Below are 18,104 nucleotides of genomic sequence, written 5' to 3' on the forward strand. Positions count from 1 at the left end.
CCAGCATTTTTCTGGTTCCGGAACATCCAGAAATATAATTGTGCTGGATATCATCGATCCAAACTGTCATGGTGTTGGCCGTATTGCCCTGTTTGATTACTATGGCATCCAAAGTTACAGAAGCCCCATTAACGGTTCCGTTTCCTGTCGTAATTGTTGTTCCTGCCGCAGTTGGCAAAAACCACTCATAGTAATTCCAAGCTCCGTTGTTTATAATGGCTTGTGGAGGCAGTTCTTCCAATCCGTCAGCATCATCAATCCAAGCCGTTACTGTTGCTCCTGCATTTGCAGTGCTGGTCTTCAGCCAAAAGCCGAAAGAGCCCTGGTTCCCGACAAACGCCTGATTGTTTGCAGGAGTTCCTCCGCCTGAAAGCAGACGCACCAGCCAATCTGTAGCAACTGATGTATTGTCATATAAAACTGCTTTTAAACTTGCTGTTCCGCTTTTATAGCTATCTGTAGCTCGTGCTAAAGTTGAAGTTGTGGCAATACCAACAGTAGAGCCAGAAGTAGTTGGAACTTGCGTGAATCTTCCGGCAGAAGCTTCAAAAGTTTCCAAAGCTGTTGTAGTATTTGACCCCACACAAAATGTCATTGTGTAGGTATTGCTTCCGCAGGCGTTTGAAGCTACTAATGTAACAGTCTTTGAACCTGCAGATGTAAAGCTTACTGACGGATTTGCAGCTGTACTTGCCGAAGGAGATCCGTTAGGGAAAGTCCAAGCGTAAGCAGTTGCCCCTGTAGAAGTATTTGTCAGCGTTATGCTCTCTCCAATTGCCAATTCTGTCAAAGGGGCTGTGAATCCAGCTACGACAGTTGCTGCAGGATTTACAGTCACCAATCCTGTTATTGTTTTAGTGTCAGAACCTACACTATTTGTAGCAGTCAAGCTTGCATCATAAGTTCCTGCCGTGCTGTAAGTGACTACTGGATTTGCGGCAGTGCTTGTGCTTGGCGTTCCTCCCGGAAATGACCAGCTGTATGAAGTTGCATTTGCAGAAGTGCTGGTATAGGCTACCGTTTGCCCTTCACAAACTGCGGCAGCTGTTGGCATAAAACTGGCTGCTGGAGCCGTATTTTCAGGCAGGCAGTCAATAAAGGTGAATTTAAAGGCATCTGCAATAACCACTCCTGTCGTGCCAGCTGTGCGGATCACAGCTTTTCCCGCAGAACCGGCGCTGAAATTGTATCTGCCCAATGAAACCCAAGTTCCATTATTGATCTGCTGGTTTACCGTAACTGTACTTGTTCCGTTTTCATGAATGATATCAACCGGAACGTTTGTAGGGCGGTTTGTGCCAGCCGTAAAGTTGATGAATACCTCATACTTCCCTCTTTGAGGAATTGAAGGGGTGAAAGTCGCCGATTTTGCCCCTTTTCCAGTATCGCCATCATGAATATAATCCGTACCTATATATCCTGCTGTTGCTGAAGTGGAGGTCCAGGCCCCTGCCAAAGTCGCCGCTAGATTGTCAACCGTAATCGAAGTTGAGCCCGGCAGTGTGCAGCCGGCGCTTTTTGGAGTAAAGCTCACGGGAGCCGAATATTTTGAAGTGCCCGTTGCTGCGCTATAGCTTCTGATTGTGTAATAGTAAACCGTTCCGCCTATCGGAGATTCGGCAACTGCTGCGCTTGTAGCATTCCAGGAATACGTTTTTACCGTATTGACAACATCATTTACAACTACGGTGCTGTTTGGCGCTGCTGCAGATGTAAATCCGTCCGTATCGTTCCACCCTGCATTCGATTTGGAAACCTGAATGCGGTAATCGGCATTTGAAACTGTAGAATCCCATGTAAAGTTTACGGGAGTACTTACATACATCTGACCCGCAGTAGGTGCTGTTGGAACTGGAACATTTGTTGAACTGCCCGCTGCAATTTTCGCCAATAAAACATTCCAGCGAGCTGTTGTAAGATTAGGACAATCTGTTCCCGTATTTACATCGTTATGGCCATAAATTCCGCGATTACCATTGGTAACACGTCTTGTTTTCGGAACACCATTTCTATCGCAGACATCAATTGCCAAAGCTGCCGCTGCATTAAGCATAGGTTGGCTGTCCCACATAGATAAATTGGTTGCTAAAACTTCGTGTTCTGTACTTACTCCGGCTCCATTCCATTGCGGATATCCTGAAACTCCTTGCGAATAAGCACGATCAGCCTCGCGCACAACTTGCGAAATCTGGCCATCTGAGTTGCGTATACAATAGTGTGCAGAAGTTGGTGTTGTTCTGCTGCAATCATTAAAATAAGAAATAGCACCTTCATACGTGCCTGTTGCCATATAATGGACAAAATAGTAATCTATACCGTAGCCATTTCGCCCAACTCCATAATTGCAAGAGGTAATTCTTGACAAAGCATCAGGATAATCGACCGCTGCTGTTGCTTGAACGGCGCTTATTTTTGCCGTAGAACTTTTGGAGTTTTTGTTTGATGGAATTGTTACTGAATTTCCTTTTATATCTATGATTTCTTTCCAAAGTGTAACTGTTTTGGACCCTTCTTTTATTACTTTAAAAAAACGTTCTGCCAATGAAGTTTTCATTTCTTCATCTTTCAAACCTGTTAATTCTCGTGTCGCATCAAACCAATCTTCCAATCCTTTTGGATTCGTTTTTTTTTGATAACTTTTTAATAAGGCTGCTGCTGCCCTGATATTAGTTTTAGCATCCGTTTTAATAGCCTCTGGAGTAGATTTGATTAATTTAGACGCTACAGCAATTTGATTGTTAAAATCGCTTTCAATCAATCCCATTACTCCCCAAGACCCGTAGAAAGAAGAAGACACTTGCGCCCAATTGCTTTGCACTTGTCCAGCTGCCATTAAAATTTCTACAGGAACATCAAATTCTTTACTAGCTTCAGTAAAATATTTTACCATTGTTTTAACCGAAGGATGTGGCCTATTTAGATACTCTTTCAAAAGTTCCCCATTGTGCTCGCATTCTAATTCATCGTGTTTTTCTACTAAATCTGGCTTGCTGGTTACTGCATTTTTTTTATTCGCTAATGCCAGATAGTCGCCCATTTCTCTTTGTAGAAATACCTTTCCATCAGGTTTGACTTCTTTTTTAATAGAAGATTTCAAGTATTTGTCTGCCAAAGAATAGAGCTGCTCATCACTTGGTTTTTTGGAGTCTGGCGTCGTTTGCGCCAAACCGGTTGCAATACTAAACAAAACCATAATTGAAGCAATTTGGTTTCGCAAATCGATAAGTTTGTTTTTCCTCATGTTTTTTGCTTTTTGTTAATAAATAGTTTACGTGGTTATGATTATTAATAAGAAAACACTTTTAAAATTATTTTTTTAGCACAAAAAGAACCGCCAATTGAATTGGCGGCCTTAACCTAAAAACAAAAATTACTTATTTAAAATGATCTTTTTAGTAGTTATCTTCCCATCAGTTGAAACCTGAAGAAGGTAAATTCCTTTTGTAAAATTGTTCAAATCAAGCTGTTGTTCTGTACCTTCAAAAGTGGTGCTCAACAATTGCTGTCCTGTAATATTAAATAATCTGACATCGGACTTTATGTTGCTATCCAATTTCAAATTCAATATTCCATTGGTTGGATTAGGATACACAATTAATTCATTAGAAACTTTAAGATCTTCAGCCTCTTCTACATCCAACATTTTTCTAGTTCCAGAGCAAGCAGAAATATAATTGTGCTGAATATCATCAATCCAAACTGTCATGGTAGACGCGGTATTATTTTGTTTGATTACAATAGCATCCAAAGTTACAGATGCTCCGCCAACGATTCCATTTCCAGTAGTAATAGTGGTTCCAACGGCAGTTGGCAAAAACCATTCGTAATAGTTCCAAGCTCCGTTGTTGATGATTGTTTGTGGAGGCAATTCTTCTAAACCATCCGTATCATCAATCCAAGCCGTTACCGTTGCTCCTGCATTTGCCGTGCTCGTTTTCATCCAAAATCCAAAAGATCCCTGATTCCCAACAAAAGCCTGATTATTCGCAGGTGTACCTCCGCCCGAAAGCAAACGCACTAACCAATTTGTTGTTACCGTTGTATTATCATACAAAACTGCTTTTAAGCTTGCTGTCCCGTTTTTAAAACTATCTGTAGCTCTTGCCAATGTTGATGTAGTGGCAATTCCAACAGTCGAACCTGACGCAGTAGGAACACTTGTAAATCTTCCTGCCGAACTTTCGAAAGTTTCCAATGTAGTTTTGGTATTTGTTCCAACGCAGATTGTCATTGTGTAAGTATTACTACCACAAGCATTTGAAGCTACCAAAGTAATAGTCTTACTGCCTGTTGTCGTAAAATTTACTGTAGGGTTTGCAGCTGTACTCGTTGCTGGAGAACCATTAGGAAAGGTCCATGCATAAGTTGTAGCGCCTGTAGAAGTATTGGTAAAAGTCATATTTTCGCCTGTTGCCAATTCTGAATAAGGAGCTGTAAATCCTGCTGTAACTGCTCCTGAAGGATTTACAGTAATTACACTCGTCAATGTTTTCGTATTTGAACCTGCTCCATTTGTAGCGGTTAAAACAACATTATAAGTTCCTGCAGTATTATAAGTTACAACTGGATTCGTAGCAGTGCTCGTACTCGGAGTTCCTCCTGGAAACGACCAACTGTAGGAAGTTGCATTAGTAGATGCATTCGTATATGAAACCGTTTGTCCTGCACAAATTGTAGCCGACACCGGTGTAAAATCAGCTACTGGCGGTGTAGCATCAGGCAAACAATCTATGAAATAAAATCGAACAGCATCAGCAATAACAACGCCTGAAGTGCCAGTTGTCCGAATTACAACCTTATTATTAGTACCTGCGCTAAAATTATAAGTTCCCAATGAAACCCATGTTCCATTATTAATCTGCTGATTTACAGGAACAGTTGTCGTTCCACTTTCGTGAATGATATCGACAGGAACATTATTGGCGCGATTGGTTCCAGCAGTATGATTGATAAAAACTTCATACTTGCCTCTTTGCGTAATTGTTGGAGTAAAAGTTGCTGTTTTGGTTCCTTTTCCCGTATCGCCATCATGAATATAATTTGCCCCAACATAGCCAGCAGTGGCAGATGTTGCTGTCCATGATCCTACTAAAGTTGCATCAATGTTATCAACAGTAATAACAGTTGTTCCTGGCACAGTACAATTGACACTTTTTGGAGTAAAACTTACAGGAGTAGAATATTTTGAAGTTCCTGTTGCAGCACTATAACTTCTTATAGTGTAATAATAAGTTGTTCCTCCTATTGGAGCTTCATAAACTGCAGCGTTAGCTTGATCCCAAACATAACTCATGGTTGTATTTACGACAGCATTTACAACAACTGTAGCATTTGGGGTCGTTGCAGTCGTAAATCCGTTCGTTTCTGTCCATCCTGTTGCAGATTTCGAAACTTGAATGCGGTAATCTGCATTACTAACTGTAGAATTCCAAGAAAAATTTACAGGAGAATTTACATACAACTCTCCTTCGGTCGGACTTAAAGCTACTGGAGCGGCTGGCAAGCTACTATATGGAATACCTGTAATATTAGCACTTTCGTTATTATTTTTATCCAAAGCCGTCACCAGAAAATAATTATTTGGAGCAGTCAATTGAGCTGTAGTCAATACAATCTGAGTTGCATTTACAATATCCAAAACTTTGGTTCCATCTTGTTTAAAATTTGGAATATCGGCCTGTGTTGCAAATGCATACACCACATATTTTATTGCCAAATCGCCATCAGTGGCTGCAACTGGAGCATCCCATTTTAGAATATTGCCTTCAAATCTAATATTTGTTGGTTCTAATGGACAAATATTGTCCTTCCATGGCATCGAAGGCGGAAATGATTTATACTTATACTGATTATTTTGTAAAGCTGTTGCAATTCCTTTTTCGTCGCTCATAATATATCGCGTAGAATAAGAAGTCTGTCCAAAAGTATTGGTCATTCCCGCAATTCGGTTTTGATCTATCTGATTCTGAATCTCTGAAGCAGGCCAATTTTGAGATGAAGTACTCGGCAAGCGATCATACCCTTGACTAACATATAGATGTCTGCCATAAGTCGCGGCCTGATCATTCCACCATTGCGAAAGTTTGATATAATCTTGAGAACCGCCAATTTTCCAATATAATTGAGGAGAAATAAAATCTACTTTCCCATTTTGAAGCCAATTTATTGGATCACAATATAATGCGCTATAAGAAGGATTTCCAACAATTCCTGTCGGAACTCCACTTTTCCAGATGCCAAACGGAGCAACTCCAAAAACAATATTTTTATTATAATTGGCATTAATAACCTGCAAAGCATCATAAACACCTGCAATCATTCGATTCACGTTATCACGGCGCCAGTCATCAATATTACTTATTCCTGTCGGATTGTTATTGGCATAAGTCGTGGCATCTTGATTATTTGCCATACCCTGATCTGGATAAAAATAATCGTCAAAAACAATTCCGTCAATATCATATCGCGAAGCAATATCTTCTACAATACTGATAATATAATTTCGTACCGCTGGCAAACCCGGATTCAAAATTTTAAGATTGGCATTATTTGAAGCTGTAAAAACCCAAGACGGATTTAATTTAGAAACATGATTGTTTGCCAATGTATAACCGCCAACACTTGCACGATAAGGGTTCAGCCATGCATGCAGATCCAATCCTCGTTTTCTGCATTCTGTTATGGCAAAACTTAAAGGATCCCACATTGGGTTTGGCGGCGCACCTTGAGTTCCTGTCAGCCAATACGACCAAGGTTCTATTGATGAGTTATAAAGAGCATCGCATTCCGGTCTAACCTGAAAATAAACCGTATTGATTCCTGTAAGAACCAATTTATCCAAAATTGTAATTAGCTCGGCTTGCTGAACTGCAGGAGTTGCAGTCCTATTGCTTGGCCAGTCCAAATTATAGACTGATGTTAAATAAGTCCCTCTTAAATCTGCTTTAGGGCTTGCACTTATTTCAGGTCCGCTATTAGAACAGCCTGGAGTTATATTAGTTCCCTGACCTAAAATAAAGCCGTTTATAGCTATTAAAAAGAATAGATTGAGTAGTTTTTGATTCATAAGTTGGGCAGTTTTTTGGTTAATAACCGTAAATATATTACAAATAAAAACGCAAAAACATGCAACTATACTTAAAATTTTAACTTAAAAACGCAAAATAATTCATTTTAAATCACAAAATAATGCGCAAACTCTAGCAAACACAAAGCTTTTTCTTTTAAAAATACTTTAACAATTGTTAATAAAATATTTACGCAGTAAATTTAAAAGAGAACAATATTAAAGAAAATTACTACTTTATAATATTAAATAGAATATAGAAAAGAAAATTAAGATGAAAATTGTAGAAACATTATTCAAAACAAAATGAATTTTCGTTTTAAAATTCCCAAATGCCCAAAGGTTAAAACATGCAAAAAAATGCAAGGTAAAAAAAACTAAAGTTTCTCTAAATTTAGCCTATAAAAAGTCCGTGCTAATTCTGCCAAAAAAGGCAGTCCGATTTCATCATATATCCGTCATAGCTCTTTTAGGATACACAACTTTATTTTTAGGGAAAGTTATGATGTTATTTTGATAAGATGAACCCGTCCTTCTTTTAAGCCAATCTGCATCTGGCTGGTCCTGTGTTGCTCAAAAGACAAAAAAATGATTTGGCATCGCCAGCTCAAGATCTAACAGATTCTGCTGCAGGGCCCCATCCAATCCTGCGCAAATCAACTTGATCATAAATACCAATTCTTTAAAATCCCAAGGTTTAATCATATAGGCCAGTGCCCCTAAATCACGGGCTTTTTCTATTCCTGAAGACAATTGAGAGGTTGAAGCCATAATGATAGGATAGGATGTAAAACGGCTCTCAGCTTTGAGAAGCTTCAGGCATTCCCATCCATTAATCATGGGCATGCCCGCATCAAGGAATATAAGCGCAGGGGCACTATCCATTTCATTAAGCATTTGAATGGCTTTCGCACCGCCATCTACGCAGATAAGCGTAAAACGATCATCCATCTCCGCGAATGCCTCCTTAAAAAATGCAATATCATCGCAGTCATCGTCAATGAGTAAAATTATTCTAGTTTTCATTTTAAAACGTATTGATGTTTATTGTCTGGCAAAATAAATCAAGTCAGAAATAATCTTGTAGTTCCTAACCAATCAAGATTTATTTAAAAAAAAAGCGGTTAAAAAAGCTTTTAACCGCCATTAAAAACAATTGCCCACAAAAAATTACAAACAAGAAATTACAATTTAGGCAGGAGAACCTTATCTATAGCATGAATAATACCATTGGAGCACTGTACATCGGTAATAATGATGTTGCTTATTCTTCCGTTTGCATCGGTTATCTTTGCTCCTCCAGCCGTATTAATTGTAAAACTTTGGCTTGCGGCAGTATTTACCGTCTGCCCATTAGTCAATGCTGAAGACTGGACATTTGCACCAGCCACAACATGATATTTTAAGGTTGTTTCCAGAACATTCGCTGGAATGGCTGAGAGTCCAGAAAATCCAGTCTCCGTTAAAAAACTTGCAAAAGCAGTGTTTGTGGGAGCGAAAACGGTAAATGGAGAACCTGTGGTTCCCGAAAGCATGGCTGCAAATCCCGAAGCAGGATTATAGGTTAGTGCCGACACAAGAGTAGTAAAGTTTTTGTTTGCTATAGCATGAGTCACTATAGTAGGCAGACCGATAACGCCATCGACTATATGTACCACACCGTTTGTTGCCTCTATATCGGCAGTGGTTACAGTTGCTCCTCCATTGGCTTTTCCTCCGTTAATATCCACAGCAGTATTTTTTTCTATGTACATGCTAAGGGTGTTGCTTGTAGAGGCGCTTCCCTTTGCGAGGGTTTTAACATATCCCGTTACTATAGCACTAGACTTAACTTTTGTGCTTAGAACATGATTAAGTAAAATTTCTTTTAAGGCAGCTACGGGAACTGCATTAAGATCTGCATATCCATTTTTAGACAAAAATGCGTTAAAAGCTTCGTTAGTTGGAGCAAATACGGTTAAAGATCCTGAAGAACTCAATGTGCTAGCAAGACCTGCTTTTTCCAAAGCTGATGCCAAAACGCTTAATTGGGCATTCGCTTTCGCGGTTGCATAAATACTCATATTATCCTGTGAAGGGCCATTATCATCACTGCTGCATGAACTCAGTGTCAAAACAAATAAAGCCAATGCGGCTGCGAATTTCATTTTAATAGTTTTCATAGTGTGTCTTTTTTATGATTAGCTAGATTAAATTTACAACAATTTTGTTTAACAAAAATCAAAAAATATTAAACAAAATAAAATTTAATACAATTTTAACATTCCTAAAAAAAACATAAAAATCTAAATACTAAGATTTTCCAACAGGCGGCAACGTATAGATCAACCTTCGGATTATAGTAAGCCAGATACTAGATAGTAGCATGGTAGAAGTTATGACTGCAAGAGTGATCTGATAGATGTAATCCTCGACAAGACCAAGTGAGGCGGCAAGGGTAAGCAAAACAAAACTGAATTCACCTATCTGCGACAGCAGTCCACCAGCATATATACTATCTCTCCAGCTGCTACCCGTTAACCTAAAAAGCAGGCTATTAATAAGGCTGCTGATCAACAGAACACTTACAGCAACAATTATAATTGTGCCTGCATTTGCAGCAAAAAAATGTAAATCAAGCTGCAATCCAATGGCGAGAAAAAAGAATGCCATGAAGAAAACCCTCAAGGGAATCAAAGATTTTTCAAGCCAACGTGTAGCTTTATCTTGGCCAATTACTATTCCAGCAGCAAATGCTCCAAAAGCAGGCGACAGTCCAAACCAAGAACTCACCCAAGCCATTCCAAAGCAAATGCAGAAACCGATAAACACCTGCAGGTCATGATCGGCAATGATTTCTCTTCTCATGGGAATCTTCAAAATCTTTTTTTTGATTGCAGCCCTTAAAAACACTAGTATTAGTATGCCTCCCGCACATACTTTAATAAGTTCAAAAAAAGATGCATTACTACCTGAAATGAAATTGAGTGAGAGGATCATTGGAACAACAAGAATATCCTGCATCAGCAGCACACCACAGGTTATAATACCCAATGAACTTCTAATTTCTCCAGATTTCTCCAGATACTGAAACACTATAGCAGAACTGCTAAGGCTTATGATAAAGGACATCAGCATAATCCTGCTGGCCGACCAGTCCAAATAGACCCCCAAAGCATACATGCATAAAAAGCTCATCAGAATCTGTACTAGAACTATTGCAAAGGGTTTATAGAAATTCCTGCCTAAATGATGCAGATCTATCTCAGCCCCGATAGAAAACATAAGCAACACAATTCCTATCTCTCCTAATTCCACAGCTACTGCGGGATCGTGGATCACGTTTAATAGTTTTGGTCCCAGAAGAACGCCCGCTATAATGTATGCGGTAAAATAGGGCTGTCTAAATCGACGCAACAATAAAATTAAAAATAAGACAACACAGGACAGCACAGCTATCCCTGAGAATAATTGTGAAGACATAATTCTGGTTTTAACAACAATAAAAAGCTGTCCAAATGGACAGCTTTAACTAAAAACAAGGTAAAATAACAGATTGAAAATTACGCGATTTCAATCCTTCTTGGAGGTTTCTGTTTGGCTTCCTCCTTTTTAGGGATGGACAGATAAAGAAGACCGTTTTCATAGCGGGCGCTGATTTTTTCTTCGTCCACCACATTTTTAGGTAGCTCAAAACTTCTTTGGAAAGATTGATAGCTGAATTCCCTGCGGGTAAAATTCTCTTGCTCGATAGTTTGATTGTTTTCTTTCTCTGAAGAAATTGTGAGCAGGTTTCCGTCAAGGGTTACTTTGAAGTCGTTCTTATCTAGCCCAGGAGCGGCAACTTCGACTTCATAATGGTCTGCTGTCTCTTTGATGTTTACCGATGGCAGCGTGGTGCTTGTTGCAGAAAAATTGCTGTTTTCCCAATTGAAAAGCTCGCGGCCAAAAACATCATCAAAAAACATACGAGGCAAACCAGTGCGTTGGTCTGCATTTCTTTTGATAAGATTCATAACATTTTACTTTTAATTGTTAGACAATATTTGTGAACATGCACTGGCTAGCAGTGCCGACGAGAAAAAAACCAAAATTATGCCAGTAGAAAAAAATGACATTTTTTCAGTTTTTCAAGCGAAAAAATGTCAGTTTTATCTTGGTTTTAACTAAAAAAAACCTTCTCCATGTGCCTTACTAATTTCTGACACTTGAAACAAAAGAGTTTTAATTTGTCAGGATTTAAATTTAAGCAAGATTTCTATTTTTATAATCTATATAGCTATAGTTTTCTTCTGAGGCAAAGCTGCGATCCGAGCCACTACAATTCAACAATTCAGAAGTGAATAACAAATAAGTGCTACTCTGAATTGCATTTTTGAGCAAACAATGCGACTGCACTACTGCATTGCCATAAAGCTTACTGAAACCGCCCACAGCATATTCGGCAAAAAGCCCGTAATGCGCGATCAACTTCAGGGATAAATTAAGCTTTCTGTCGATAAGGGATTCTATGGCGTCCAGCTTTTCCCTGAAATTCTTCAGCATGATTTCGTACTGCTCAATAATAAGATCAATGTGAGGAGGCAGACCAAATTTATAGAAAAGGACAGCATCTCCTTCTACTTCAGAAACCTTCATCCCTAGACGGTTACTATCCATAATAGCCATAAGAAGCTCACGCAAAATATAGCTTCCTGCTTCGATACATATACTTGGGACAAAATCGGTGAAGCCACTCACATCTGGAATAAGAATAAGTCCCTGCTCTGCTTTTATTGCTCCAGCCTCATTGCGATATCTGTGCAGAATATCCTGCGCTGAATGCGAGATATTCATAATGCGACAGCCGTGTTTTTGTACAAGGCCAATATTTCTGTAATCCATGATTCCACAGTTTCGGCATCCACACGGTCTGCCTTTTCAAAAAAGAAATGTTGGCTGATCTCAAATCCACAGTAGTTGTAGATTCCTTTGTCGGAAGTAAGCCTTAATGCCCTATCCATTCTAATTTCACGGTATTCATCATGCGATTTGCCATGCGTATTAATGATCACAGCCTGCTTCCCCTTAAGAAGCCCCTTCTGAACGCCCTGATCATAGCGGTAAGCAAATCCATAGCTAAATACTCGATCAATATAGCCCTTCATAACAGCGGGCATTCCTGTCCACCAGATCGGATGAATAAACGTTATGTGCTCTGCCCAGCTTATGAATTCCTGCTCTAGTCTTACATCATCTTCCACCTGGCCTTTTCTTTGGCCTTCCATATCTTGAAGTGAAAGTACAGGATCAAATTGCAATTCATATAAATCTCTAACTATAACCTCATTGCCTTTTTGCAACAAATAACCTTGCAAGGCATCTTTAAATCTTCCGTTCAAGCTTTCCCCATTAGGATGGGCATAAATAATTAAATGTCTCATTGTTCTATAATTTTAAATTGATAGGACAAATTTAGACTTGGCACATGCCATAAAATTGTAAGAAAACGAAAATTACTCCAAAGGACTGCATATGCTGCATTGCAGCTTAAGATATCTGGATGGGCTTAGATTTATATAATGTTTAAAATCGTTAATAAGCTGGCTCTGAGCATAATACCCGCACTGCTCAATGATTTCAAACCAATCCTCTTTTGAAGCTCTCCCTGCAATAGTCTGCATGATCTGGACAGCTTTAAGAAAACGCTGAAAGCGCATAATCTCTTTGGCTGAATAGCCCAAATGTTTTTTATGGGTAAGCTGTATGGCGCGCTCAGTTTGGTTTTTATCTCCTGCCACTTCCTTTATGGGACTGTAAGCTGTAGTATTTAGTTCTATTAGTTGCTGGACCACCGGGTTTCGATTTCTCAGATAAGGCCTGCAAAATTCAAGGATACACTCTACCTGCCGTTCTTGATCTTCAATCCCTGCAAGTCTGTTCCAAAGAGCAGTAAAGCAGTTTTCATCTAGCAACGAATCAGAATCAACGGGTAGATTCTCTGAAATGGCCGCCGGTCCAAAAAAACGATAAAAGGCATCGTCTTTAAAGTTTGCTGCTAAAATTTTGCTTCCCGCGGGTAGAGAATAGTCAAATGCTTTTTTTACGGGCCCCAGAACAATAGACTTCTCCACTTCCAAGCTGGCATCGTTCTGCGTGTGGATCAAAGCCTTTTCTCCAAAAATGAAGATCATAATAGTCTGATAGGAAGGCAGAAGTGTTTGTGTGATCGTCCCTTCCGAATTGTTCTCTGCAAAATAAAAATGCGAAAATACCTCCTGAAATTCTTCAGGAACAGGAATTCTTCCGCTTAAAATTTTATCGTTTCCCATTATAAGAAGCTAAATTATAAAAAAATCCATCATGGCATTGCTGAATGTTGATCTTCTTTTCAGAGCTTCGTAGCCCAACATTCTATAATTAAGGAAAACATATTTTAGCCAAAAAATAAAAAGAGACAGCACGCTGTCTCTTTGATTGTTAAAGTTCTATATCCAAGCTATTTTGGATCCACGCTTAATGGTGGCAGAGTGGTTTTCTTTTCGTTCATCATTTTTTTCACCTGTTCAATAGTCCTAAAACGCTCTATCTGCATCTCGCCTGTAAAAGTTTCGCTCTGAGGTGCTCTTGGAGGTATCTGGGCATAGGTTTTCATCAGATCTGCAATGGCCTGGTTAAAAATTATAGCTGTCCATGTTTTCTCTGTCCAGCTGTTCATGAACAAATCATAACGCTCTTGAGGATCTTGCCACAGATTGTAAATAGCGGGAACTGTTGCTACATAGGTTTCATCTCCTCTCCAGCCTAGTTGCTGCCCAGGGGCGTCACTTCCTGCAATAGCACCATTATCTCCTCGCGTATTAAATACCGCTTTGAATTTTCCTATTCGTACAGCTCCTGGCGACAATTCGGCCTCTGTAAAATAGAACCATCTATCACGAAGCGGCGTTCCTTTTTTAAACAATACATTTGACATATCATAGCTATCAAAAACCATGTCAGCACCTGCTCTGTCTTTTTTAGGAAGCTCCACTCCAGCAAGGCTTGCAAAAGTAGCCATAAGATCAAGTCCGCCTACGATATCATGGCTTTGGCTTCCTGCCTCAATCTGTCCTGGCCACCAAGCAATTGCAGGCACGCGGCTGCCACCTTCTCTATCTGTTCCTTTGGTACCTCTAAAAGGAGTATATCCAGAATCAGGATGCACATCTTGCCAAGCGCCATTATCTACTGTATAAATGACAATTGTATTTTCTGCTATGCCCAAAGAACGAATTTTATCCATAATACGGCCTACATTGTAATCCATCTCTACTACAGCATCTGAATATTTGCTCCTACCTGGAGATTTGCCTGCAAACTGTTTAGAAGGAAGGTTTGGCTGATGGTTTTTAGCAAAATTGATACACATAAAAAACGGATCTTTGCTTTTTCCATATTCATCAAGCTGCTTTAAGTTATTTTCTACCATCATCATATCCAGTTCAGCTATATTTTCTTCAGTAACCTTACTAACCTCTCTAGCTTTTCCACCTGCTTCGCCTTCAAGTATACCTGTAGTTACTTTTTTGAAAAGCTCCAGCATCTCTGGAGACATCTCTGGATTCCAAGACTGGAAAGCATAAGTATAAGCATTCAAATGGTAAAGCACCACATTCTGCATTTTGTCAAAACCATGCGCTATAGGCATTGCATAGTCTGCTTCTCCAAGGTGCCATTTTCCAGAAAAATACGTTTTGTAATTGGCTTTTTTAAGCACCGAAGCCAACGTCCATTCTTCTTTAGGCAGTCCGCCTCCCTGTCCTTGAAAAGCAACTGTGGTCATACCGCTTCTATTCGGAATGCGTCCTGTAAGCATCGCGGCTCTTCCTGGGGTACAGCTTGGCTGTCCGTAAAATGACCAAAATTGCATGCCTTCTTTTGCCATTCTGTCGAGATTGGGTGTCGGCATGCCTCGACCTACTCCTCCTCCGTAGACTCCTAGGTCTCCCCAGCCTGTATCGTCTGAGATAACCATTATGATATTAGGCTTTTTTTTAGTTTGAGCCTCTGAGCTTAAATATGCCAAAGCACATAAACTGATCAATGCCATTAATAGTGTTTTCTTTTTCATAGAGCTATAATTTATTGGAATTAATATCTTACTAAAATTAAAGCCTTAAAATTTAAATGGATATCTATTCGTATATCAATCTGGTTTCATTTTATAAGATGAAACCAAATATTTAAAAAATGAAACCTATTCTGGTAATTCAAAAACAGATAAAAAGCCTCTGAAAAACTTTTCTCAGCTAAGTTTGCTTCAACAAATGTTAAATATAAGCAAAGCCCCGCAGAGTCTAATCTTTTTAGTATATTTGTAGTAGGTCATCCGAAAAGTAGAGATTTTTGTTTTTAAATACTGGCGATCATTTTTATATCTGCTATAAAATAAAAATAAGTAAACTATTTGAGTACCAAAAACATGTAATAATAACAATAGCCCCAAGACTATGAAAAAAATTACTTTAACGATTTGTCTACTACTAGCAGTGGCAGCAAATGCACAGCAAGAAAAAGGAATAATTGGATATGCAAACTGGTTGGACAACTGGACAGAATTCAAGCCACAGAAAACCGAATCCAAAGATGCAAACCAAATACTGGCTGGAAACATTACCGAGAATACTAAATTGATGAAAAAAAACGTATACATTCTTCATGGCAATGTATATGTAACCAATAATTCAGTTCTAACTATTGATCCGGGTACAGTAATTATTGGAGATGCCGCAACCAAAGGCACTCTTATTATTACAAAAGGATCCAAAATTATGGCTGAAGGTCAGGAAACAGACCCTATCATATTTACCTCAAATGCCAGCATGAAAAAAGCAGGTGACTGGGGCGGCCTAGTTATTTTGGGTGATGCGCCTATCAATAAATTTGGAAGCGTGGGCTCCTATAACATGGATCTTGATCCTGCCCTTACCGTATATGGTGGCAACAATGTTGCTAGCTCCTCAGGAATCTTAAAATATGTTCGTATTGAATTTGCTGGAAGAAAAGTAAAGGGAGCAGATGCCTTTAACGGCCTTACAGTTGCAGGAGCTGGAAATAAAACAGTCTTAGAAAACATTATGGTGAGCTTTTCAGGAGGCGATTCTTTTGCCTTTTATGGCGGAGATGTAAATGCATCGCAGTTGGTTTCTTATAAATCTATCAATGACGACTTTAAAATTACTCAAGGAGCACAATGTCGCCTTTTCAATTCTCTTGCAGTGAGATCTTCATACCTTTCAAGCAACAAAGATGGTTCTAGATGCCTAGAGGTTAAAGCTTATGAAAAGAAAAACGAAACTGACTTCACAAAAAAATCGACCTTCGTTTCTGCTTCCAATCTTACCCTGCTTAATGACAGCGAGAATATTAAGGCTGATGTTCAGTCAGGTTTAGTAAAAGAAGCAATCTATGTCGGCGAAAACACTGCTCTAGAACTAAAAAGAAGCGTTGTATCAGGATTTAATCCAGCAGTGTTGTTGGATAGCAAAACTGAAATGAATGCTGATAATTTGAAAAAAATCAAATTTGAAGAGATGTTTTTCAACCAGTGCACTGGCAACATCTTTACAGAAAACAATACTGATAATTCAGATCTGGAAAACTGGTATGGCAACAGTATTTTTTCTAATGTATATTCCCAAACTGATAATAAAGAAACCTTTGTGGATATCTACAATGCAAAAAGACCGGACTACAGGCTACAGTTGGGAAAAATTACCGCATCTAGCGGCAGATAATTACCATTAATCTTAACAATTATAAAAAAGGAAACAGCAAAACACACTGTTTCCTTTTTTTATTTCCGTAGAATCATCTTTTAAAGGTTGCTCTTAAGCTATCTTGAAGCTAGAAGTGCAGTTCGCAACGCCTGCACTCCATCTTGGAGCGTAACGGCAAGCTCATGCTCTTTGTTTTCAATCTTTGCAATGACATCAAGTAAAAGCTCCTGCACGCATCTACCGTACACTTCTGCCTTGGTCCTCTGAATTTCAAAACTGCCCGAAACTATATGGTCTACTTTATAAAATATTCCGCCAGCCTTTACAGAATCTTTCTCCTCTGATAATGCCTCTGCTGCTCCCCAGCCTTCTGGCCTCGAGTCATCAGAACCACAGCCAATCGCTTCTGCTGAAATTTCTTTCCAATCTGGCAGAGAAGTAAAAGCTTTTCGAGTTGAAGAATTGGTAAGAGCCTTCAGAGTGCCTTTCATTGGCATCCAGCCTTCGATTTCAATTCTTGCAAGATCATATGCCAAATGAAGAGTAGTCTGTTCAAAAAAACCAGGGCCGGAAAAAGCATGATGATATTCCCCTAGGAGTCCATCATCATATTTGACAATTGCTGACATGCGGTCTCTCTGCCTTTGATTGCGCTGATCAGAAGTGCCATAAACCTCTACGGGCTTCTGACGGCTAAGTGCGCTTACTATGTCAAAAAAGTGTACTCCATGCTCCACCATAATGCCACCTGAGACTTTTTCATCCCAAAACCAGTGCTCCGCAGGTAGAGCTTGATCCTGTGCATAATTGTGTACAGCGGCATGCCGCAACTTTCCAAGCGCTCCGATTTCCGAGAGTGCCATCAAAGAGTGGATAATGGGATTATATCGGATCATATGGTCAACAGTAATAATCTTTTCCGTCTCTGCCTGGACCTTCAGAATACGCTCAGCTTGGAGCAGATTAATGGCAACAGGCTTTTCAAGCAATACGTGCTTTCCAGCTTGCATGGCAGCGCAGGCCATTTCAGCATGCAGCGCAGGAGGTGTTACAATGCTTACAATATCTATTTGGGGATCTGCAAGCAACTCCTTCCAACTCCCATACAACTTACAATTCCCTTCAGTCTTAAGACCTGCCGTGGTATCAGCGATAGCCACTATCTCGATTTGCTCCAGCCTGTCCCACCAATGGTGCAGAAATTGGCCAAATCCACCATAGCCTATGATACCTACTTTATATGTTTTCATATCTTTTAAATTTAAGTCCCAAGTGGGCATCTGTTCTAAAAATAATGTTCCATCTTTTGCATGAGCCAA

General features: G+C 39.5%; 12 protein-coding genes. 1 reads left to right on the top strand and 11 read right to left on the bottom strand.

Features of this window, described 5'->3' with window-relative positions; all coding sequences use genetic code 11:
• The 10 genes from FF52_RS23285 to FF52_RS22645 form a co-directional block, all read right to left on the bottom strand.
• The coding region (locus FF52_RS23285; protein WP_008469243.1) for a PKD domain-containing protein at positions 1 to 3,241 on the bottom strand (3,241 nt) is incomplete at its 3' end.
• A gap of 129 nt (positions 3,242 to 3,370) precedes the next feature.
• Positions 3,371 to 7,066, bottom strand: a complete 3,696-nt coding sequence (locus FF52_RS23290) for a family 10 glycosylhydrolase (protein WP_008469244.1) — start codon at positions 7,064 to 7,066, stop codon at positions 3,371 to 3,373.
• A gap of 573 nt (positions 7,067 to 7,639) precedes the next feature.
• Complete coding sequence (locus FF52_RS22610; RefSeq protein WP_008469245.1) at positions 7,640 to 8,092, bottom strand: response regulator; 453 nt, start codon at positions 8,090 to 8,092, stop codon at positions 7,640 to 7,642.
• 158 nt (positions 8,093 to 8,250) lie between these two features.
• Complete coding sequence (locus FF52_RS22615) at positions 8,251 to 9,228, bottom strand: fasciclin domain-containing protein (RefSeq protein ID WP_008469246.1); 978 nt, start codon at positions 9,226 to 9,228, stop codon at positions 8,251 to 8,253.
• Between the two features lie 130 nt (positions 9,229 to 9,358).
• Positions 9,359 to 10,528 carry a cation:proton antiporter gene (locus FF52_RS22620; RefSeq protein ID WP_008469247.1) on the bottom strand — a complete coding sequence of 390 codons (1,170 nt, stop codon included), beginning with the start codon at positions 10,526 to 10,528 and terminating at the stop codon, positions 9,359 to 9,361.
• Positions 10,529 to 10,608: 80 nt separating this feature from the next.
• The gene (locus FF52_RS22625; protein WP_008469248.1) at positions 10,609 to 11,061 is read right to left on the bottom strand and encodes an Hsp20/alpha crystallin family protein; all 453 of its coding nucleotides are present in this window, start codon (positions 11,059 to 11,061) and stop codon (positions 10,609 to 10,611) included.
• Between the two features lie 229 nt (positions 11,062 to 11,290).
• Positions 11,291 to 11,929, bottom strand: coding sequence for a DUF2652 domain-containing protein (locus FF52_RS22630; RefSeq protein ID WP_083847523.1), 639 nt, complete (start codon positions 11,927 to 11,929; stop codon positions 11,291 to 11,293).
• Positions 11,878 to 12,468: an NAD(P)H-dependent oxidoreductase gene (locus FF52_RS22635; protein WP_008469250.1), complete on the bottom strand. Its 591-nt coding sequence runs from the start codon at positions 12,466 to 12,468 to the stop codon at positions 11,878 to 11,880. The genes FF52_RS22630 and FF52_RS22635 overlap by 52 nt, the downstream gene beginning before the upstream one ends.
• Positions 12,469 to 12,540: 72 nt before the next feature.
• The gene (locus FF52_RS22640) at positions 12,541 to 13,356 is read right to left on the bottom strand and encodes a helix-turn-helix domain-containing protein (RefSeq protein ID WP_008469252.1); all 816 of its coding nucleotides are present in this window, start codon (positions 13,354 to 13,356) and stop codon (positions 12,541 to 12,543) included.
• A gap of 167 nt (positions 13,357 to 13,523) precedes the next feature.
• Positions 13,524 to 15,137, bottom strand: coding sequence for an arylsulfatase (locus FF52_RS22645; RefSeq protein WP_035692290.1), 1,614 nt, complete (start codon positions 15,135 to 15,137; stop codon positions 13,524 to 13,526).
• 379 nt (positions 15,138 to 15,516) lie between these two features.
• Here FF52_RS22645 and FF52_RS22650 point away from each other — a divergent pair, with 379 nt between their 5' ends.
• Positions 15,517 to 16,803 carry a hypothetical protein gene (locus FF52_RS22650; RefSeq protein ID WP_008469255.1) on the top strand — a complete coding sequence of 429 codons (1,287 nt, stop codon included), beginning with the start codon at positions 15,517 to 15,519 and terminating at the stop codon, positions 16,801 to 16,803.
• Positions 16,804 to 16,901: 98 nt separating this feature from the next.
• On the opposite strand, the gene FF52_RS23295 is transcribed toward FF52_RS22650, so the two are convergent.
• Positions 16,902 to 18,104 (bottom strand): Gfo/Idh/MocA family protein, encoded by a 1,203-nt coding sequence (locus FF52_RS23295; RefSeq protein ID WP_008469256.1) that lies wholly within the window; start codon positions 18,102 to 18,104, stop codon positions 16,902 to 16,904.

It is taken from the genome of Flavobacterium sp. F52, assembly GCF_000278705.1.
GTDB classification, from domain to species: Bacteria; Bacteroidota; Bacteroidia; order Flavobacteriales; family Flavobacteriaceae; genus Flavobacterium; species Flavobacterium anhuiense.